The organism is Metabacillus hrfriensis, assembly GCF_030127205.1.
Classification (GTDB): Bacteria; Bacillota; Bacilli; order Bacillales; family Bacillaceae; genus Bacillus_P; species Bacillus_P dongyingensis.
In genome coordinates this window covers 4,662,615-4,681,352 of the sequence record NZ_CP126116.1, presented here as the reverse complement: position 1 = coordinate 4,681,352, position 18,738 = coordinate 4,662,615, and the positions used below count along the sequence as shown (strand labels likewise).

The window sequence follows — 18,738 nt, the reverse complement described above, 5'->3', positions numbered from 1 at the left end:
AAAGTATAAAGTTTTGCACACTAGCTACACCGCCCAACTTCTCGGCCAGAACAAATCCGGCAAAAAAGTCAAACCCGGACGGCCGGATTCTTATCTGTCATGCCTGAGCTAAACGGGCGCTTGCACATTTCTTATTTCTTCACCATTTATTTACATACAAAGTAATGAAATTAGAAGCAATATCTTATAGAATGAAAAGTACAATAAGAGAAGTCGATTACAAGGATGGTACATATATGAAAACGGCAATAGTTACGGATAGCACTGCTTATATTCCAAAAGAAATACGGGAGCGGTTAAATATAAAGATGATTCCGCTGAGCGTGATTTTTGGCGGAGAAGTGTACCAGGAGGAAGTTGAAATAACAGCTGCAGACTTTTACGAAGAAGTCAAAAACAGAGGCGAGCTTCCGACTACGTCACAGCCGTCAGTTGGCAAATTTGTTGAATTATTTGAAGAACTTTCTAAAGAATTTGATGCAGTCATTAGTGTTCATTTATCAAGCGGAATCAGCGGTACTTATAACGGAGCTGTGTCAGCAGGCCAAATGGTCGATAACATTGATGTTTATGCATTCGATTCGGAAGTCAGCTGCATGGTCCAGGGTTTTTATGCCATTGAGGCTGCGGAGATTGCTGCAGAAGGCAAGACACCTGAGGAAATCATCACACGTCTAAACGAAGTGAAAAAATCAATTCAAGCTTATTTCATGGTAGATGATTTATCACATCTTCAGCGCGGCGGACGTTTAAGCGGCGCACAGGCACTGATCGGCAGCCTGCTGCAGGTAAAGCCAATCCTGCAATTTGTCGATAAACTGATCGTCCCTTTTGAAAAAATCCGCACACGCAAAAAAGCGATCAACCGTATATATGAGCTTTTTGATGAAGTAGCTTGCGCAGGAGACCCGATGCGCGCGGTCATCATTCATGCCAACCGCCCGGATGAAGCTCAGCAAATGAAAGAAGAACTTGAAGCAAAGTATCCCCATGTAGAATACTCCATCAGCTATTTCGGACCGGTTATCGGCACACATTTAGGTGAAGGTGCAATGGGTCTTGGGTGGTATAAGAGATAAGAGGCTGACTCAAAAAGTCGCAACATGCGACTTTTTGGGTCAGTTTTTTTGTTGAAGCCGTATTTGTTCACAATTATCCGGGATGATTTGTGGAAGTCTCAGAATTAATTCGAAAAGTCTTGGAATTAACACGGAAAGTCTTGGAATTAACATGGAAAGTCTCGGAATTAATAGGAAAAGTGTTGGAATTGGAAAGTCCGGGAATTATTTTGAGAAATCACACGAGAAAATAAATTTATTGAAAGTCAAAATGAAGAATTGATAAATAATTCTCTTCAAAAGCAAGGCTCAACCGCTTCCGATTTCTTTACCTTTTCCTTGATTTAGGAGACCGCCATACTATTTCGCTAGTCGAAATAACAACTTTTAAAAAATCAACGAAAAAATAACGAAATTCGCACCGAAAATTTGTTTTCCGCATTTTGTAATTAATGTGACAAGACTAGACAATTTCTGCAAAATTTAACATACTTATGATAATGCTTAATTAAACTAGAGGAGTGGTCACATGCAGGAAATTGACTTACAGAAACGCGCCTACCGTCATTGGACAACATTAGAAGACAAAAAGTTAATGGATTTAAGAAAGCAAGGTGTTAAATTCCGGGATATTGCAAGACAGCTAAACCGAACACCCATCAGTGTTGAAAAGAGATTCAGAAAAATTGAAAAAACCAAGTTCAATGAAGAATGAAATTCCACATACATAATGGATTGTTGAAACCCACAGAGAATGACAAAGAAGGGCTTCCAATTTCAAAACATAACCTCCGTGTTAGCCAAATCAATCCATCGTTTACATATTCTAAAGACCTCCAAAAACACCTTCAGGGAAAAAAGCTGCTCATAGATGAAATTCCATTTCCGTTCGAAATCATACACCGGCATTATGAAAACGGCTATATTGAGTATGCGTATGGCTTGGAGAAAACGAATAAACAGCTTAGATGCAATCGCTGCAATAACAGCGATCAAAGCTTGATCGGATCCTTTAAGTGTGCAAGGTGCGGTGAATATTGTTCGTATTGCCGCTCCTGCATCCTTATGGGAAGAGTCAGCGAGTGTACCCCTCTTCTTAAATGGACCGGTCCGGAATCAGACATCCAGCATAAAAAATTTGATGCCATGCACTGGAATGGACAGCTATCAAGAGAGCAGCAAAAAGGGTCAGAAAGAATGCTGCATGCCCTGAAAAATCAAAGCGATTTGCTCATTTGGGCTGTATGCGGTGCAGGGAAAACAGAAATGCTTTTCAAAGGAATTGAACAAGCTTTAGTAGTTAATAAGCAAGTCTGCATCGCTACGCCGCGGATGGATGTTGTCCTGGAGCTTGCCCCAAGGCTTCAGTCCGTTTTTCCTCAAGCAGAAATTTCTGCTCTATATGGAGGAAGCGAAGATCGGTTTAAGCAAGCTAACCTCACTATATCCACGACTCATCAGCTCCTCCGTTTTGAACGAGCGTTTGATTTGATGGTCATAGACGAAGTAGACGCATTTCCCTACTCAGCTGATCAAAGTCTCCAGTTTGCTGCGGGGCGTGCAAGAAAAGAACAAAGCTCCCTCATTTATTTAACGGCAACACCATCCAACAACCTGAAGAAAGAAATTGCCAATCAAGTCAAAATCCCTCAAAGATACCACGGTTATCCGCTTCCTGTACCTGGTTTTTCATGGTGCGGGAACTATAAAAGGGCTCTTCGAAAAGACAAACTTCCTTTAAACGTTCAAGAATGGATTTCCTCCCATTTGGAATCAAAAAAACAAGCTTTTCTATTCGTTCCATCCATACCGTTATTAGAAGAAACGACGGCTCTATTAAAAAAGCAGGATCCCTTAATAGAAGGGGTTTATGCTGAAGATCCTGGTCGTAAAGAAAAGGTACAGCGCTTCCGAGATGGAGAAATTCCCATTATTATTACCACCACTATATTAGAAAGAGGAGTCACCATTCCTAATTCTGATGTCGCTGTGCTGGGGGCAGAGGACAATGTTTTTACAGAGAGTGCGCTGGTGCAAATTGCCGGCCGTGTCGGAAGAAGTGCGAAGCACCCAAGCGGAGATGTGCAATTTTTTCATTACGGTAAAACAGAAGCGATGATTCGTGCCAAAAAGCATATCCAAATGATGAATGCTGAAGCGAAAAGAGTGACTTTGTAACTGTTTAAGGGTATATTTCTATCCAACATATTCTGTCTGTGGCATAATCATCTACAAGATAATGTAGATGGGGGTAGAGCGGTGGTAGTTAATGCGATGGAACGAATCATGATCGATTTATTAGATGAATATAAGGCTGCTCTGCAGATGAATTGTACGTGTGAGGAATGCTTAAATGACGTGCTTGCCCTTGTTTTAAACAGGGTTCAGCCGAGATACGTAACCAATCCGGATAAGGTTGCTTATGTGAAAGCGGAATTTGTCGACAAACAGCAAATGACGACTTTAATTGTCAAATTAGCGGAATGTGCAAAGATGGTCTCCGATACGCCGAAGTGCGAAACTTATGTAAGAGGTGAGTGATGAACAAATGTCTTATTTGCCAGGATGAGCTTGAAAAAGCTGTATCCTGGAGGAGCGTATTTTTTTTAGATGAACAAGAGAGTGCATGCTGTGCGGATTGTTCATCTAAGTTCTGTTTGATTGAAGGTACTGTATGTCCAATTTGCGATCGGCCCCAATCTGAGGAAAAAGCTTGCTATGACTGTGAAAGATGGCAAGCAGATCCCCTGTTTGGCAGCGTCCTTTCGAGTAATCATTCTGTGTATCATTACAATGAATTCATGAAAGAATTAATAGCCAGATACAAATATAGAGGCGATGCACAATTAGCTGAACTCTTTTACGAGCCCTTCCGAAACGTCTTCTCTAAGCATTTCTCAAAGAATTCCCTTCTTATCCCCATTCCACTCAGTAAAGAGCGGCTTTATGAACGCGGATTCAATCAGGCACGCTTGCTTGCTGACTTACTCAATGCCCCAATTCACGAACCTCTCATGCGTATTCACTTAGAAAAACAATCCAAGAAAACAAGAACTGAACGCCTGCAGACTGAAAATGTTTTTTTCATAAATGGCGGCTCTGAATTTTCCGGGAAAAACCTTCTTCTGATTGATGATATTTATACAACAGGAACTACGATCAGACATGCAGCCAAACTGCTTATAGACCATGGTGCCGAAAGTGTTTCATCTTTAACGCTCGTTCGAGGCTAAACGTTTTCAAACTGATTCCGATAGTAAAGATATATAGTACAATGATAGGAGAATCACCAATGGGAGAACTATCGAACTGTCCGGAATGCTACAAGCTATTTGTGAAAACACAATTTAAAACGGTTTGTGATGCATGTTATAAAGAAGAAGAACATAAATTTGAAGTCGTTTACGGCTTTTTAAAGCAGAGTAAAAATCGTACAGCCACTCTATCAAATATCGAAGAACATACGGGAGTTGAAGAAGAGCTGATTCTGAAATTTATCAGACAGGGCAGAATTCAGCTCGCCAACTTCCCGAACCTCGGTTATCCTTGTCAGAAATGCGGAAAACTAATCAGAGAAAATAAGCTTTGTATTTCTTGCGGAAAAGACATTAAAACTCAGCTGTTTGAATTAGAACAGGAAGAAGATCGCCGTCAAAAAGTCACAGAAAAGCAAGCGACCTATTATACCTTTCAGCCTAAAAATAACTAACTATATTAACAACAATTATTTTCAGCCGATATAAAAAGTAACGAAAAGAACGAAAGAATGGAGGAAAAGGGATGAAGATCAATCACTTAAACTCAGCAGGGATAAACCCTTATAAACGAAATACAGAGAAGCAGCAGGAAGCAGCACAGCCGGCTAAAAAGCAGGATAAAGTTGAAATTTCAACACAGGCTAAAGAGCTTCAGCAGCAAAATGCCATTGACCAGGCAAGACAAGAAAAGGTAGCTGCAATAAAAAAACAGGTTGAAACCGGCACCTATACAATTGATCCAAAAGCTATCGCAAACAGCGTCATAAAGCATTACCAAAAATAGATTTCGGGAGGACTTGCAGTGTCAGCACAGTCATTAATTCTAAAGCTTGAGAAGCTGCTCGGGCTGAATCGGCAGCTATACCAATTAGCGCAAACAAAAACAGAAGCCTTGAAAACAGAAAACCTGACTGTGTTGCAGCAAACACTCAAGCAGGAACAAATCTATGTACATGCCATTAAGCAAGTGGAAAATGAACGGATCGACCTTGCTGCGGCTTATTTAAACCGGGAAGATGACTTAACTTTATCGGCATGCATAGAAAAAGCAGCGGGAGCAGATAAAGAAAAATTCTCAGATCTTTTTCAGTCATTAACAGAAGTAATGGATAAGCTGAAACACGCCAACAAGCTGAATCAGCAGCTTACCATCCAGGCCCTGCAGTTTGTCTCCTTATCAATGGACATGCTGATGCCAAAGGAACAATCTCCAGCCTACAAGCCTCCCGGCGGAACGGCTTCAGCACCGAAACGAAGATCTTTATTTGATTCAAAAGCCTAATGCTCGGAGGAATGAACCATGCGCTCGACTTTTTCTGGTCTTGAAATCGCAAAAAGAGGAATGTTTACACAGCAAAGCGCCTTAAACACAACTGGACATAATATTGCAAACGCCAACACGCCCGGCTACACAAGACAGCGTGTTAATTTTGTGCAGACTGAGGCATACCCTGCACCATCCATGAACCGCCCTGAATTTCCGGGCCAAATTGGAACAGGCGTTGAAGCGGGAACAATTGAACGGGTTAGAGACAGCTTTCTCGATACACAATTCCGCTACGAAAATAACAAAGTAGGCTACTGGGATTCCCGTGCTGATTCTCTATTAAAAATGGAAGAAATCATGAATGAGCCATCTGAAACGGGTCTTTCCAAAAGCTTTGACCGCTTCTGGCAGTCCATGCAGGATCTCGCATTAAATCCTGCAAATGCAGGGGCCCGTGCGGTTGTCCGTGAACGCGGGGCTGCAGTAGCAGAAACGTTTCAGTACTTATCGACTTCACTTAAAGCTGTTCAAGGAGAACTGAAAAGTGAATTAGAGGTATCGACAAAAGAGATTAACTCACTTGCAAACCAAATTAACAGCATCAATAAACAAATCTCTGAAATCGAACCGCATGGCTACTTGGCAAACGATCTGTACGATGAGCGTGATCGTCTTCTCGATCAGCTTTCAGGCCTTGCAAACATCAAGATTTCAAACGAAAAAAGCGGCGGAAACTCACTTTCTATCGCAGAAGGCTCTGTCACAATTGAAATCATGGATGCGAGCGGTAAATCTCTTGGAACTCTAGTTGATGGCAAGAGTAAATCTGTCAATGAAATCAGCATTGGTTTTTCTACTGATAATGGATTAGTAGATTCGGTTTCGATAGGAACAAATGCTATAAATATAAAGGATTTTGGCAGTGTCGGGGAAATCCGCAGTTTGATTGATTCTTATGGGTACAATTCAGACAGTTCCGCAAATGGATTGTATCCGGATATGCTCGGACAGCTTGATGAATTAGCATACAGCTTTGCGACAGAAGTGAACAAAGTTCAGGAAGCGGGGTACAGCATCAAGCGGATTGAAGAAAATGGAGCAAACAGTACACCGTTTTTTGATTTTACAAACCTGACAGATCCGCCTAAAGATGCAGCGTCTATGTTAACCCTTCATCAATCTATCATAGACTCAACTGATAATATTGCCGCATCTTCAAACGGCAATATAGGTGATGGAAAAAATGCGCTTGCGCTTTCAGAAGTAAAAAATCAAACCTTCACAATCGGCGGGAAAACGTCAACCATCCAGGATTTCTATGAAAGCTTAATAGGAGGCATGGCAGTTGACGCACAGGAAGCAAACCGTCTGGCAAGCAACAGTGATGTGCTCCGTTCTGCAGTTGACCAGCGCCGTCAATCTGTCAGCGCCGTTTCATTGGATGAAGAGATGACAAACATGATCCAATTCCAGCACGCATACAATGCTTCAGCAAAAATGATTTCATTGCAGGATGAAATGCTCGATACAATTATTAACGGACTAAGAAGGTAGGTGAACAATTATGCGCGTAACTCAAAGCATGCTCGCAGGCAGCTCGCTCCGCAACCTAAGCAAAAGCTATGAAAAAATGGGCACCTACCAGGATCAGCTCGCAACCGGCAAAAAAATCAACCGCCCATCTGATGATCCAGTTGTCGCAATGAAGGGAATGCACTATCGCACGAACTTAACCGAAGTCGAACAATATCAGCGCAACATTTCCGAGGCCTATCAATGGATGGAAAACTCTGAAGCCGGGATAGAACAGGGCACACAAGTTCTTCATCGGGTACGTGAGCTAATGGTTCAGGCCAGTAATGGAACGAACGGCCCAGAGGATCTAAAAGCTATAGGTGCAGAGATTAAGCAGCTGAAGCAAGATTTAGTTGGTTCTGCAAATACCCAGGTGGCAGGGAATTATATTTTTAATGGGACGCAGACGAAAGAAGCGCCTGTTACTCTTAACGCTGATGGAACAGTATCAGTAAACATTGATAAATCATCATTTGAAATTGAGGTTTCTAAGGGTGTTCAATTGAAGGCAAATATAAATTCTGACAATGTTTTCAGCGAGGACTTATTTGCGGTGATGGGTTCGATTGAAAAGGCATTAAGTTCAGGTGACGCATCTGGATTAGACGGATTGCTTTCTGACCTTGACGGTAAAATGGACTCCATGTCAGCGGAACGTGCAGAACTCGGAGCCAGATACAATCGCCTGGAGCTTATTGAAGATCGAGTTGGAAAACAAGAGATTGTTTCAACACGAATTCTATCTGAGAACGAAGATGCTGATTTAGAGAAGGTCATCATGGATTTAACTGCACAAGAAAGTATCCATCGCGCTGCGTTATCTGTCGGCGCAAGAATCATTCAGCCGACATTAATGGATTTTTTAAGATAAGCTATCTTTTTATAAGATAGCTTTTTTACTAGGGGGACAATATATGAACATTCCTCAAATAAGGATAGAAAGCAGATTCGCTAAACTAGGGCTAGAAACGGTCAATGCTTCACTTGAAATTCAGCAGCCTAAAGCGGACCTGTCTATCCAGCAGCCCAAAGCAGATCTGTCCATTCATACAACGCCGGGCAAGCTAACAATTGATCAAACAAAAGCCAGGGAAGATGTTGATTTAAAGCATATTTCCAAGCGAATAGAAGAAGCAGCCGATCAAGGTCGCCAAGACGTTCTTTCCGGCATTGCAAGACGCATTCAGCAAGGCGATGAACAGATGCGGATCGAAAACGGCGGAAAACCTCTGACTGCCCAGACGAAAAAAAACAGCGAACGCGAAATCAAGCAATTCAACATCGGATTTATCCCATCTTATTTCAGCGTCAAGCTTGACTATCAGCCTGCAGATGTGAAAATCGATGTGCAGAGAAATGCTCCGATCATTGAGAGCAAAATCAACAAGCCGATCATGGATTATAAAGCTGGAGAGGTCAAAGTTGCACTCGCTGAGAGAAACCAGCTGAAAATAGACTTCGTTTCAATCGACAAAAAGATTTAATAGACTTTAAACAAAGGAATGTGAAGCATGTTAATTCAAACGAAATATCATGGGGAAGCAACAATTAATGAAGCGCACAAAATCACATTTGAACATGGGATTCCGGGGTTTTTAGAGGAGAAGAACTACATCTTGCTGCCGCTTGAAGAAGGTTCTTCCTTCTTTATTCTTCAATCCATTCAATCGCAAAACACCGCATTTGTCGTCACAAGTCCCTTTTTCTTTTTCAAAGACTATGAATTTGATTTGGATGAATCAACAAAAGAACTATTAATGATAGAATCTCCGAATGATGTCGAAGTGTATGTTATTTTAACAGTCAGTGACCCGTTTACAAACTCAACAGCGAATTTACAAGGTCCGTTGATTTTAAATAAAGGAAAAAGATTGGGCAAGCAGCTTATCCTTAACAAGACAGAATATACAACTAAACATTGTCTATGGGAGGGAGCATAATGCTTGTTTTAACAAGGAAAACTGGAGAAGCCATTCAAATTGGCGATGATATTGAAATCACGGTAATCTCTATCGCTGGCGACCAAGTGAAAATTGGTATTAGTGCTCCTAATAATGTTGATATCCATCGCAAAGAAATCTATCTTTCCATTCAAGAGGAAAATAACAAAGCAGCAGAAGTATCTTTAGATTTGCTTGCTCAATTAAAGAACAGAAAACCTTAAGCACATTAGCTTAAGGTTTTTTTATGAAATATTTTCTAAATACTATAAAACAACTCCTGATCATGACGATATAAGAAGTGTAACAAGCAGAACCAACAGGCGGCCGGCTGTTGCGACTGCGAGTAAATAAGAATTCACATGGATGTGGATTACTACAATTATTTCAAGGAGGAAATTTTAAAATGAGAATTAATCATAATATTGCGGCTCTTAACACTTACCGTCAGTTGAACAGTGCTTCTGGTGCTCAGTCAAAATCCATGGAAAAATTATCTTCTGGCATGCGTATCAACCGTGCTGGTGATGATGCAGCTGGTCTTTCTATTTCTGAAAAAATGCGTGGACAAGTTCGTGGTTTGGATCAAGCTTCTCGTAATGCTCAAGACGGTATTTCATTAATTCAAACTGCGGAGGGAGCTTTAGGCGAAACTCACTCTATCCTACAACGACAACGTGAACTAATTGTTCAAGCCGGAAATGGTGGAACTTTAGCACCAGAAGATCTAACAGCGATTAAAGATGAAATCACTCAATTGAACACAGAATTAGATGGTATTTCAACACGTACTGAGTTTAACGGTAAAAAGTTGTTGGATGGTAGTTTTGCGAAGGATTTCCAAATCGGAGCAAATGCTGGTCAACAACTTTCATTAACAATAGATAATGGTACAGCTTTAGCGGGATTTAGCTCAACGGATTTAGCTATGGATGCACTTGCTCTTGATGGTGTTAAAGCAAATTTCGATTTAGATATTGCAAAAGTTGATGCTGCAATCGGAAAAGTTTCCGCTTCTCGTTCTAAACTAGGAGCAAATCAAAATCGTTTAGAGCACACTATCAATAACTTGAATAATGCTTCTGAAAATCTAACAGCTGCTGAATCTCGTGTACGTGACGTAGACATGGCGAAAGAAATGATGAACCAAACAAAGAATTCTATTCTTTCTCAAGCAGCACAAGCAATGCTGGCTCAATCCAATCAAATGCCTCAAGGAGTTTTACAACTTCTGAGATAATTGATTAGAAGGGCGTCCAGTTTGGTAACGAACTGGAGTATCACTGGGTGAATTGCTGGAACTTCCTAAAGCTTCATCAACCACAGCGTAGTTGGAAACGACAGGCGTAAAGGTTTGAAAATGATGAAGATGAACAATGGATAATCAGCAGCCAAGCTCCTGTGAGGAAACTCTGGAGAAGGTTCAACGACTAGAGAATACGGTCTAAGGCGAGAAGCTATGACTATGAATCTCGTAGGGCAGTGAAAGCTGTACGAAGTGCCCAGCCCCTTTATAATACAAGGGTGAAGATATAGTCTATTCTGTCATCGAAAGATACAGTCGCAAAGCAAGCGAACCAGCAACCACAAGGAGTTTTACAACTTCTTCGTTAATTTTAGAATATCTGAAAGGGACTCTAGTTTTGCTAGGGTCTTCTTTCCATTTTGGGAGGTATAAGTGATATGGCATTTTCAAAAGGTGATAGGGTTAAAATAGTACATATAAATTATAATCATAGCAAGCGCGTCAACAAACCTATGCCTACAATTATAGGTATGAATGGAATCATTCATAAGCCTAGTTTGATAGAAGATGACGCTTATAATGTAAAACTTGATGGTGGACAATTGGTTCTATTATATGATGATGAAATAGAATTATTGTATTCTAAATAAATTGGGATAACTGTATTAGTAATAAAATCAAGCATATATCATAATATTGAGCATTCATGTACATGATGTTCGTCAAAATGGGGTGTTTATTCTTGGAAGACGGGGGAGGGGAAGGAAGCTTTCTTATCCGAGCTTGGGGATTACAATTACCAGTACACGATGAAGATCATTCAGCTGGAATCTACTTATCATGATATTGGACAAGCACAGAAAAATATTCGGTCTAGGGTAAATACTGAGTTATCTAGTGGACCTAAATTATAAGAAAAAAGGAAAGAACAAGGTGTACTTCAATTACTTCGTTAATTGGATGAAAGACTCTAGCCATGCTAGGGTCTTTTTTAAAATTCAGCTATTCAATATTTAAGCTGAATTTAAACTTTAAGACTTCAAAAACCTATATGTACAACCGATATAACCATTAGAACATAAATCCCAAGGAGCGACCCACCATGATGATCGAAAAAATGTCATCCCAGCCCGGTCCGCGCATCTCAGAGATCGATACGAAACCTATTAAACTTCCAGAATATAAAAAAGAAGAAAGCATACCCGCATTTCCAAAAGAAGAATTAGAAAAAGTCGTTAACGGCATTAATGATTTTCTTCAGCCAGCTAACACGCATATTCAGTTTCAGCTGCATGAGAAACTGAATGAATATTATGTAACTGTTGTAGACAATCACACAAGAGAAATCGTACGGGAAATCCCATCAAAAAAAATGCTCGATTTATACGCAGCGATGACTGAGTTTCTAGGCTTTGTTGTCGACAAAAAAATCTAGAGAGGTGATTCAGCATGGTTCGAATAGGTGGTTTGGCAAGCGGAATGGACATTGATTCGCTTGTAGCCGATCTAATGAAAGCAGAGAGAATGCCGCTTGATAAATTAAAGCAAAATAAACAAACGCTTGAATGGCAGCGGGACGGCTATCGTGAAATGAACAGCCTGCTGTTTGCATTCCGCAATGCGACGTTTGATATGAAGCTCTCCAGCAACTACCGTGCACGTGCAACGAACAGTTCGAATTCTGATAAAGTGACAGCCGCTGCTACTAGTTCGGCGAGCACATCTTCTTACAGCATTTCAAAAGTAGAACAGCTTGCGACAGCAGCGACTAAGGTAAATGCAGGTGCAATTTCAGCAGATGGATCAAAAGTTGATCCGTCGAAGTCACTTTACGAAATGAAAGATTCTTTCGCGAACCAGAATTTCAACTGGCAGACAGGTACCGTGAAAAATCAGACGATTACCGCTGATGCAGATGGAAGCACGTTTAATCTCAAATTAGAGACCGGAGAAGTTCTGAAAAACTTCGATAAAGATGCGGTCATAAAAGCAGATGGAAAAACTTTTACGCTTGTAACAGGAACACCGCAGGCTGGAGAAGCAAAGATTGATAGTGACGGGACTCTTACATTCGGCGAGTCGATCAAAAAAGGAAGCTCTATAAAAGTAGAGTATGTAATAGACAGTACAGACAATTATATGTCCTTTGATATGCAAACACACACATCCAAAGGGCAAATAAAAGAAAATTTTCTTATACAGGGTACAGAATCATTAAATACCGTTTTTAATAAAATCAATTCATCTGAACTTGGTGTCACCGCTTTATACGATTCTTTTTCAGATAAAATTACGCTTACTAGAAAAGAAACGGGTGACTTTAACACGGCTGGTAATGAAATCATTACTTCAGCTGGTTTCCTGAATAATGTGCTGGGATTTGGTTCTGGAACGGAAACTGGAGGCCAAAACGCAAAATTCACGATCAACGGCCTATCAACTGAACGTACCTCCAACACTTTCGAAATGAGCGGAGTCACTTTCACTTTAAAAGACACATTCGCAGCAACAGACCCTGCAGTATCAGTAAACGTCACAAACGATACGAACGCAGTCTTTGACAACATTAAAAAGTTCGTGACCTTATATAATGAAACAATCGCAAAAATTCAGGCCAAAACAGATGAAACACGCTACCGTGATTATCAGCCGCTGTCTGATGAAGAGCGCGAATCTCTAACTGATAAACAGCAGGAACAATGGGATGAAAAAGCGCAAAGCGGACTGCTCAGAAGAGACTCAATCCTCACAGGTGCACTAAGCCAAATGCGTACAGATTTTTATTCCACTCTATCTGCAGCAACCGGCTCGTCATTCACTCATTTGTCTAACATTGGCATCTCGACAACTTCGAACTACCGTGAAGGCGGCAAGTTAATCATCGATGAAGCGAAGCTGAAAAAAGCGATTGAAGAAAATCCTGAAGGTGTTGAAAAGCTCTTCACTAGCAACGGGCCGACAAGCAGTGAAAAAGGGATTATCACAAACCTTTATAACAACTTAAAAACAACGATGGACAAGCTGAATGCCAGGGCTGGAACGTCCAGTTCCACTAGCCAGCAGTTTACAATCGGCAGGAACCTATCCTCCATTGACTCTCAAATCGACCGGTTTGAAGACCGCTTAACCCAAGTAGAAAACCGCTATTGGGCACAGTTCACGGCGATGGAAAAAGCCATTCAGCGTTCAAACGATCAAATGAATTATCTTATGCAGCAATTCGGTTAATAAAGGAGTAATGAGAAATGGCACTTAACAACCCTTATCAAGCGTATCAGCAAAATTCTGTGAGTACTGCTTCACCGGGCGAATTAACGCTGATGCTTTATAATGGATGTCTAAAGTTTATCAAGCAAGCACGCCAGGCAATTCAGCAGAAAAAAACGCAAGAGAAAAACCTCAATCTTCAAAAAGCACAGCGGATTATTCAGGAACTGATGATTACATTAAATCCTGAAGCTGCCGTATCTGAATCGATGATGTCGATGTATGAATATATGAATCGCCGTTTAGTAGAAGCCAATATTTCAAATGACTTGGTTATTCTTGCTGAGGTGGAAGAGTATGTAACAGAGTTTCGTGATACTTGGAAGCAAGTGATTCAATCGGCCCGAAAGCAGCAGTTCGGACAAGGCGGTCAAGTCTAGTGAGTGCAGTAAACAAACTGCACCAGCTTACAAAGCAATTACTGTCAGAGGTAAACGGTGCACCAGATAAAGACATGAGGGACAGCCACATCGTTAACATCCAGGATTGGATTGAGCAGCGTGACAGTCTGATCAACCAGCTCAAGCCTCCGTACAATCGTGAGGAAAAACAGCTTGGCAAAGAAATTACCGAATGGAACGCCATTATTCATGACAAGCTGAATCTGCTGAAGCAGGAAATTAAAAACGATATTACCCAGCTCAAAATTCAAAAAGCATCGAATCAAAAATACATCAATCCTTATCAGAACGCATCAGTCGATGGCATGTACTATGATAAACGCAAATAAATCCCTCACTCAAAGGGAATATGAGCTCTTTTATTCCTATAATGAGCTGCTTAATTGTATTGAGGAGGATATATATGATTTGATTCAGAGCTTTGAATCCATGGAGTACACAGAAGGCGAGCGTATCATGGATGATCTTGTTGATGCGTTCATTCAAATTGATACCACTCATTCCGGCATGTTCCACCTGGCAGGAGATAATGAGCATCTCCAAAATCAAATTCTCTTATTTGATCAGATCATCGGCGAATTGAAGCCGTTTACATTGAATAAGGACGATACTCTTTCTTTTCAGATCTATATAAAAGATGAGCTTTCCGTATTATTCATCCAATGGAAAAATGAGGTTCAGGCATACCTATTGCCATACCTGCTTCATTAATCTCATCTGCATCCGGATGGGATTTTTTCTATAGCATAAATAAAGATTAACTGTCATATTCTATTCTCATCCTTCTCCGGCAGTCATTCAGCCGCAATCTTCAACAAATTTCACATAGTTTTAACATTATTTTAACGTTTGAGCAGGAATACTAGAGGGAAAGAGAGAAATAGGTTTACATATCCTTAACAAAAGGAGGAGTTCATTTTGAATTATAACGTCAGAGGCGAAAACATTGAGGTAACTCCAGCTTTAAGAGAGTATGTCGAGAAGAAAATCGGCAAGCTAGAACGCTATTTTGAGGATTCAATCGATGCAAACGTAAATGTAAATTTAAAATTCTACAATGATCAAGAATCAAAGATTGAAGTAACGATTCCAATGACCAATTTAGTGTTGCGTGCTGAGGAATACAATGAGGATATGTACGCTGCCATCGATCTTGTGACAAACAAGCTTGAGCGTCAAATCCGTAAACATAAAACGAAAGTAAACCGAAAATTGCGCGAGCAGGGTTCAGCGAAATTCATGTTTACAAATGGGGCAGTTGAGGCAGAGGGTGAACAAGCTCAGCCGCCGGTTCAGGAAGAAGATGACTCCATCGAAGTTGTCCGCACAAAGCGCTTTAACTTAAAGCCAATGGACAGTGAGGAAGCGATCCTTCAAATGAACATGCTTGGCCATAACTTTTTCGTTTTCACAAATGCTGAAACGAATTCTACGAATGTGGTTTATCAGCGCAAAGACGGCAAATATGCGATTATCGAACCAACTGAATAATACCAATAAACCAATGCAGTCCGTTCTATGAGCGGGCTGCGTTTTTATTGTTTGTATTTCTATATTTTTACAACTTTCCTTTCCGCAGCTCATATTTAGTGGTCCTATGGTCATATACATATGGAAAGGAGGAGATGTCTGAATGCAGGATTTTTTAAAATTTAATAAAATGATTACGCCTACTATTATCTCTGTTATTTTTTATGTGGGATCAGCCATTAGTGTCATTGCAGGGTTTGTTTCGATTATTAGCGGGGCTAATGCCATATACGGAGGCGGCGCTCAAATATTTGCAGGGTTATTTATGATCTTGCTTGGTCCTTTTGTTATCCGAATTTATTGCGAGCTGTTAATTGTCATATTTAAAATGAATGAGGCTCTGCAGGATATAACAAAGAATGTTTCATTAAAGGGAAAAAGCAGTGTATCGTCAAGTGAAACTCTATAATTTCATACATAGAGAAGAAGCCTGAGCATGTCAGCTTGGGCTTTTTTGTTATTTATCAGAATCCTCCTTCAAAAGGGGTTTTTGGCTTTGAATAAGGATAAACTGTTGATATTATTTAAAATATGGTAAAATAGAATTTAGTTTTGAAATGCATAAAAAGATACAGTGAGATGTGAAATACATTCCGATATTACAGTATCTTCATGTATGGCACTTCATTAGACAGAGGAGCGTATAAAATGCTTGGAATCTTAAATAAGGTGTTTGATTTTAACAAACGTGCATTAAATAAATATGAAAAAATGGCTAATCAAATAGAGTCTTTATCATCAGACATGGAAAAGCTTTCTGATGAAGATCTAAAGGCGAAAACACAGGAGTTTAAAGGCCGCATTGCAAAAGGTGAGAGCGTCGATGACCTTTTGACTGAATCTTTTGCTGTAGTCCGCGAAGCTGCAAAGCGTGTTCTTGGCTTATACCCTTATCCTGTTCAGCTTATGGGGGGTATCGCGCTTCATGAGGGCAATATCTCTGAGATGAAAACAGGGGAAGGTAAGACGCTGACGTCCACCATGCCTGTTTATCTGAATGCTCTTTCCGGAAAAGGCGTTCATGTTGTAACAGTCAATGAATACTTGGCAAGCCGTGATGCTGTTGAAATGGGCAAGCTGTATGAGTTTCTTGGATTAACAGTAGGCTTAAATACGAACGGCCTTTCAAAAGAAGAAAAGCGCGCTGCTTATGCCGCTGATGTAACTTATTCTACTAATAATGAATTAGGATTTGACTACTTGCGCGATAACATGGTGCTTTACAAAGAGCAGATGGTTCAGCGTCCGCTTCACTATGCTGTAATCGATGAAGTTGACTCCATCTTAATTGACGAAGCGCGTACGCCGCTGATCATCTCCGGTTCTGCTGCAAAGTCAACGATGCTTTATGTGCAGGCAAACGGTTTTGTGCGTTCTCTTAAACGTGACGAGGATTATACGTTTGATGAAAAAACAAAAGGTGTTCAGCTGACAGAAGACGGTATGTCTAAAGCTGAAAAAGCATTCCATATTGAAAACCTTTTTGATCTTACACATGTTTCATTAAATCATCATATTAATATGGCATTAAGAGCACATGTGGTAATGCACAATGATGTTGACTACGTTGTTGAAGAAGGTCAGGTTGTCATCGTTGACCAGTTTACAGGCCGTTTAATGAAGGGCCGCCGCTACAGCGATGGTCTTCACCAGGCAATTGAGGCAAAAGAAGGTCTTGAGATTCAAAATGAAAGCATGACGCTTGCAACGATTACGTTCCAGAACTACTTCCGCATGTACGAGAAGCTTTCTGGTATGACGGGTACAGCGAAAACGGAAGAAGAGGAATTCCGCAACATTTACAACATGCAGGTTGTTGCGATCCCTACTAACCGTGATGTTGTCCGTGATGACCGCGCTGACCTTGTGTACCGTTCAATGGAAGGCAAGTTCAAAGCAGTTGTGGATGATGTAACGACGCGTTACTTTGCCGGTCAGCCAGTATTGGTTGGTACGGTTGCTGTTGAAACGTCAGAGCTTATTTCAAAGCTTTTGAAGAAAAAAGGCGTTCCGCATAACGTTCTGAATGCGAAGAACCATGAGCGGGAAGCTGAAATCATCGAAAATGCCGGTCACCAAGGTTCCGTTACAATCGCAACTAACATGGCCGGACGCGGTACGGATATCAAGCTTGGACCTGGTGTTATAGAGCTTGGCGGTTTAGCTGTTATCGGTACAGAGCGCCACGAATCCCGCCGTATTGATAATCAGCTCCGCGGACGTTCAGGCCGTCAGGGAGACCCTGGTGTAACTCAATTCTACCTTTCAATGGAAGATGAATTAATGAGACGCTTCGGTTCTGAGAATATGATGGCAATGATGGATCGTCTCGGAATGGATGATTCACAGCCCATTCAAAGTAAAATTGTTACCCGTGCGGTTGAATCTGCGCAAAAACGTGTTGAGGGCAATAACTTTGATGCACGTAAACAGCTTCTGCAATATGACGATGTGCTTCGTCAGCAGCGTGAAGTCATTTACAAGCAGCGCTTTGATGTCATCGATTCAGAAAATCTTCGCAGCATCGTAGAAAGCATGGTTACATCAACAGTTGAGCGCGTGGTTGCCATGTACACTCCTAAGGACGAGCTTCCTGAGGAATGGAATCTTGAAGGATTGCTTGATTATCTCCATGCCAATCTTCTTGAAGAGGGTACCTTTACGGTGAATGATTTCAAAGGGAAAGAATCGGAAGAAATCACTGAACTTGTGTTAGAGAAAACAAAAGCACGCTACAGCGAAAAAGAAGAAGCGTTCGGCGAAGAGCAGATGCGCGAATTCGAAAAAGTAATCCTGCTTCGAGCGGTTGATACGAAATGGATGGATCATATTGATGCAATGGATCAATTGCGTCAAGGTATTCACCTTCGCGCATATGGACAGACAGATCCGCTTCGCGAGTATCAAATGGAAGGCTTTGCGATGTTTGAAAACATGATTGCATCGATTGAAGAAGATGCTGCAAAATATATCATGAAAGCAGAAATCCGCAACAACCTTGAGCGCGAGGAAGTTGCAAAACCACAGGAGGCCGTTCACCCGAAAGAGGGAGACGAGGCGCCTAAGAAAAAACCTGTTAAAAAGCAGATGGAAATTGGCCGAAATGAAGCATGTGTTTGCGGAAGCGGCAAAAAATACAAAAACTGCTGCGGTAAGTAAATCAGGAAAGAGAGGTGTCAGGCACCTCTCTTTACCCC

Annotated in this window: 23 protein-coding genes; all 23 read left to right on the top strand. The window is 41.0% G+C overall.

Annotated elements, in window-relative coordinates; all coding sequences use genetic code 11:
- Positions 1 to 236 precede the first annotated feature (236 nt).
- Positions 237 to 1,079 carry a DegV family protein gene (locus tag QLQ22_RS23245; protein WP_284015658.1) on the top strand — a complete coding sequence of 281 codons (843 nt, stop codon included), beginning with the start codon at positions 237 to 239 and terminating at the stop codon, positions 1,077 to 1,079.
- A gap of 508 nt (positions 1,080 to 1,587) precedes the next feature.
- The gene (locus tag QLQ22_RS23240; protein WP_223438449.1) at positions 1,588 to 1,773 is read left to right on the top strand and encodes a Myb-like DNA-binding domain-containing protein; all 186 of its coding nucleotides are present in this window, start codon (positions 1,588 to 1,590) and stop codon (positions 1,771 to 1,773) included.
- Positions 1,770 to 3,236: an ATP-dependent helicase ComFA gene (locus QLQ22_RS23235; RefSeq protein WP_284015657.1), complete on the top strand. Its 1,467-nt coding sequence runs from the start codon at positions 1,770 to 1,772 to the stop codon at positions 3,234 to 3,236. The genes QLQ22_RS23240 and QLQ22_RS23235 overlap by 4 nt, the downstream gene beginning before the upstream one ends.
- 81 nt (positions 3,237 to 3,317) lie before the next feature.
- The gene (gene comFB, locus QLQ22_RS23230; protein ID WP_284015656.1) at positions 3,318 to 3,599 is read left to right on the top strand and encodes a late competence protein ComFB; all 282 of its coding nucleotides are present in this window, start codon (positions 3,318 to 3,320) and stop codon (positions 3,597 to 3,599) included.
- Positions 3,599 to 4,291 (top strand): ComFC family protein, encoded by a 693-nt coding sequence (locus QLQ22_RS23225; RefSeq protein ID WP_284015655.1) that lies wholly within the window; start codon positions 3,599 to 3,601, stop codon positions 4,289 to 4,291. The genes comFB and QLQ22_RS23225 overlap by 1 nt, the downstream gene beginning before the upstream one ends.
- Before the next feature lie 59 nt (positions 4,292 to 4,350).
- Positions 4,351 to 4,767, top strand: coding sequence for a TIGR03826 family flagellar region protein (locus QLQ22_RS23220; protein WP_284015654.1), 417 nt, complete (start codon positions 4,351 to 4,353; stop codon positions 4,765 to 4,767).
- A gap of 71 nt (positions 4,768 to 4,838) precedes the next feature.
- Positions 4,839 to 5,099, top strand: a complete 261-nt coding sequence (gene flgM / locus QLQ22_RS23215) for a flagellar biosynthesis anti-sigma factor FlgM (RefSeq protein ID WP_070878218.1) — start codon at positions 4,839 to 4,841, stop codon at positions 5,097 to 5,099.
- A gap of 18 nt (positions 5,100 to 5,117) precedes the next feature.
- Complete coding sequence (locus QLQ22_RS23210; RefSeq protein WP_284015653.1) at positions 5,118 to 5,597, top strand: flagellar protein FlgN; 480 nt, start codon at positions 5,118 to 5,120, stop codon at positions 5,595 to 5,597.
- 18 nt (positions 5,598 to 5,615) lie between these two features.
- On the top strand, positions 5,616 to 7,136 hold the full coding sequence (gene flgK / locus QLQ22_RS23205; RefSeq protein WP_284015652.1) for a flagellar hook-associated protein FlgK: 1,521 nt from the start codon (positions 5,616 to 5,618) through the stop codon (positions 7,134 to 7,136).
- Positions 7,137 to 7,146: 10 nt separating this feature from the next.
- Positions 7,147 to 8,028, top strand: coding sequence for a flagellar hook-associated protein FlgL (gene flgL / locus QLQ22_RS23200; protein ID WP_284015651.1), 882 nt, complete (start codon positions 7,147 to 7,149; stop codon positions 8,026 to 8,028).
- A 43-nt stretch (positions 8,029 to 8,071) separates the two neighbouring features.
- Positions 8,072 to 8,641, top strand: coding sequence for a DUF6470 family protein (locus QLQ22_RS23195; RefSeq protein WP_284015650.1), 570 nt, complete (start codon positions 8,072 to 8,074; stop codon positions 8,639 to 8,641).
- 27 nt (positions 8,642 to 8,668) lie between these two features.
- Positions 8,669 to 9,097, top strand: coding sequence for a flagellar assembly protein FliW (gene fliW, locus QLQ22_RS23190; protein ID WP_284015649.1), 429 nt, complete (start codon positions 8,669 to 8,671; stop codon positions 9,095 to 9,097).
- Positions 9,097 to 9,321 (top strand): carbon storage regulator CsrA, encoded by a 225-nt coding sequence (csrA, locus tag QLQ22_RS23185; RefSeq protein WP_284015648.1) that lies wholly within the window; start codon positions 9,097 to 9,099, stop codon positions 9,319 to 9,321. The genes fliW and csrA overlap by 1 nt, the downstream gene beginning before the upstream one ends.
- A 182-nt stretch (positions 9,322 to 9,503) precedes the next feature.
- Entirely contained in the window at positions 9,504 to 10,337 is an 834-nt protein-coding gene (hag, locus tag QLQ22_RS23180) for a flagellin Hag (protein WP_284015647.1), read from the top strand.
- 443 nt (positions 10,338 to 10,780) lie between these two features.
- Positions 10,781 to 10,993, top strand: coding sequence for a hypothetical protein (locus QLQ22_RS23175; protein ID WP_284015646.1), 213 nt, complete (start codon positions 10,781 to 10,783; stop codon positions 10,991 to 10,993).
- Positions 10,994 to 11,445: 452 nt separating this feature from the next.
- Complete coding sequence (flaG, locus tag QLQ22_RS23170; protein WP_252207567.1) at positions 11,446 to 11,778, top strand: flagellar protein FlaG; 333 nt, start codon at positions 11,446 to 11,448, stop codon at positions 11,776 to 11,778.
- Between the two features lie 14 nt (positions 11,779 to 11,792).
- The gene (locus QLQ22_RS23165; RefSeq protein WP_252207565.1) at positions 11,793 to 13,571 is read left to right on the top strand and encodes a flagellar hook-associated protein 2; all 1,779 of its coding nucleotides are present in this window, start codon (positions 11,793 to 11,795) and stop codon (positions 13,569 to 13,571) included.
- Positions 13,572 to 13,588: 17 nt separating this feature from the next.
- Positions 13,589 to 13,990, top strand: coding sequence for a flagellar export chaperone FliS (gene fliS / locus QLQ22_RS23160; RefSeq protein ID WP_223438421.1), 402 nt, complete (start codon positions 13,589 to 13,591; stop codon positions 13,988 to 13,990).
- Positions 13,990 to 14,340 carry a flagellar protein FliT gene (gene fliT, locus QLQ22_RS23155; protein ID WP_223438419.1) on the top strand — a complete coding sequence of 117 codons (351 nt, stop codon included), beginning with the start codon at positions 13,990 to 13,992 and terminating at the stop codon, positions 14,338 to 14,340. The genes fliS and fliT overlap by 1 nt, the downstream gene beginning before the upstream one ends.
- Entirely contained in the window at positions 14,312 to 14,722 is a 411-nt protein-coding gene (locus QLQ22_RS23150) for a DUF8042 domain-containing protein (RefSeq protein WP_476703493.1), read from the top strand. Before fliT ends, QLQ22_RS23150 begins: the two co-directional genes overlap by 29 nt.
- Positions 14,723 to 14,929: 207 nt before the next feature.
- A complete protein-coding gene (gene hpf, locus QLQ22_RS23145; RefSeq protein ID WP_223438414.1) occupies positions 14,930 to 15,502 on the top strand; it encodes a ribosome hibernation-promoting factor, HPF/YfiA family in 573 nt (190 codons plus the stop codon).
- Between the two features lie 142 nt (positions 15,503 to 15,644).
- Complete coding sequence (locus QLQ22_RS23140) at positions 15,645 to 15,950, top strand: DUF4282 domain-containing protein (RefSeq protein WP_223438412.1); 306 nt, start codon at positions 15,645 to 15,647, stop codon at positions 15,948 to 15,950.
- Between the two features lie 239 nt (positions 15,951 to 16,189).
- Entirely contained in the window at positions 16,190 to 18,700 is a 2,511-nt protein-coding gene (gene secA, locus QLQ22_RS23135) for a preprotein translocase subunit SecA (protein ID WP_223438409.1), read from the top strand.
- Positions 18,701 to 18,738: the final 38 nt, after the last annotated feature.

What these genes read in the sequence shown, in the direction of transcription:
- QLQ22_RS23245 (WP_284015658.1), top strand. Translation starts at nt 237, where the DNA reads ATGAAAACGGCAATAGTTACGGATAGCACTGCTTATATTCCAAAAGAA.
- QLQ22_RS23240 (WP_223438449.1), top strand. Translation starts at nt 1,588, where the DNA reads ATGCAGGAAATTGACTTACAGAAACGCGCCTACCGTCATTGGACAACA.
- QLQ22_RS23235 (WP_284015657.1), top strand. Translation starts at nt 1,770, where the DNA reads ATGAAATTCCACATACATAATGGATTGTTGAAACCCACAGAGAATGAC.
- QLQ22_RS23225 (WP_284015655.1), top strand. Translation starts at nt 3,599, where the DNA reads ATGAACAAATGTCTTATTTGCCAGGATGAGCTTGAAAAAGCTGTATCC.
- QLQ22_RS23220 (WP_284015654.1), top strand. Translation starts at nt 4,351, where the DNA reads ATGGGAGAACTATCGAACTGTCCGGAATGCTACAAGCTATTTGTGAAA.
- flgM (WP_070878218.1), top strand. Translation starts at nt 4,839, where the DNA reads ATGAAGATCAATCACTTAAACTCAGCAGGGATAAACCCTTATAAACGA.
- flgK (WP_284015652.1), top strand. Translation starts at nt 5,616, where the DNA reads ATGCGCTCGACTTTTTCTGGTCTTGAAATCGCAAAAAGAGGAATGTTT.
- flgL (WP_284015651.1), top strand. Translation starts at nt 7,147, where the DNA reads ATGCGCGTAACTCAAAGCATGCTCGCAGGCAGCTCGCTCCGCAACCTA.
- QLQ22_RS23195 (WP_284015650.1), top strand. Translation starts at nt 8,072, where the DNA reads ATGAACATTCCTCAAATAAGGATAGAAAGCAGATTCGCTAAACTAGGG.
- fliW (WP_284015649.1), top strand. Translation starts at nt 8,669, where the DNA reads ATGTTAATTCAAACGAAATATCATGGGGAAGCAACAATTAATGAAGCG.
- csrA (WP_284015648.1), top strand. Translation starts at nt 9,097, where the DNA reads ATGCTTGTTTTAACAAGGAAAACTGGAGAAGCCATTCAAATTGGCGAT.
- hag (WP_284015647.1), top strand. Translation starts at nt 9,504, where the DNA reads ATGAGAATTAATCATAATATTGCGGCTCTTAACACTTACCGTCAGTTG.
- QLQ22_RS23175 (WP_284015646.1), top strand. Translation starts at nt 10,781, where the DNA reads ATGGCATTTTCAAAAGGTGATAGGGTTAAAATAGTACATATAAATTAT.
- flaG (WP_252207567.1), top strand. Translation starts at nt 11,446, where the DNA reads ATGATGATCGAAAAAATGTCATCCCAGCCCGGTCCGCGCATCTCAGAG.
- QLQ22_RS23165 (WP_252207565.1), top strand. Translation starts at nt 11,793, where the DNA reads ATGGTTCGAATAGGTGGTTTGGCAAGCGGAATGGACATTGATTCGCTT.
- fliS (WP_223438421.1), top strand. Translation starts at nt 13,589, where the DNA reads ATGGCACTTAACAACCCTTATCAAGCGTATCAGCAAAATTCTGTGAGT.
- QLQ22_RS23150 (WP_476703493.1), top strand. Translation starts at nt 14,312, where the DNA reads ATGGCATGTACTATGATAAACGCAAATAAATCCCTCACTCAAAGGGAA.
- QLQ22_RS23140 (WP_223438412.1), top strand. Translation starts at nt 15,645, where the DNA reads ATGCAGGATTTTTTAAAATTTAATAAAATGATTACGCCTACTATTATC.
- secA (WP_223438409.1), top strand. Translation starts at nt 16,190, where the DNA reads ATGCTTGGAATCTTAAATAAGGTGTTTGATTTTAACAAACGTGCATTA.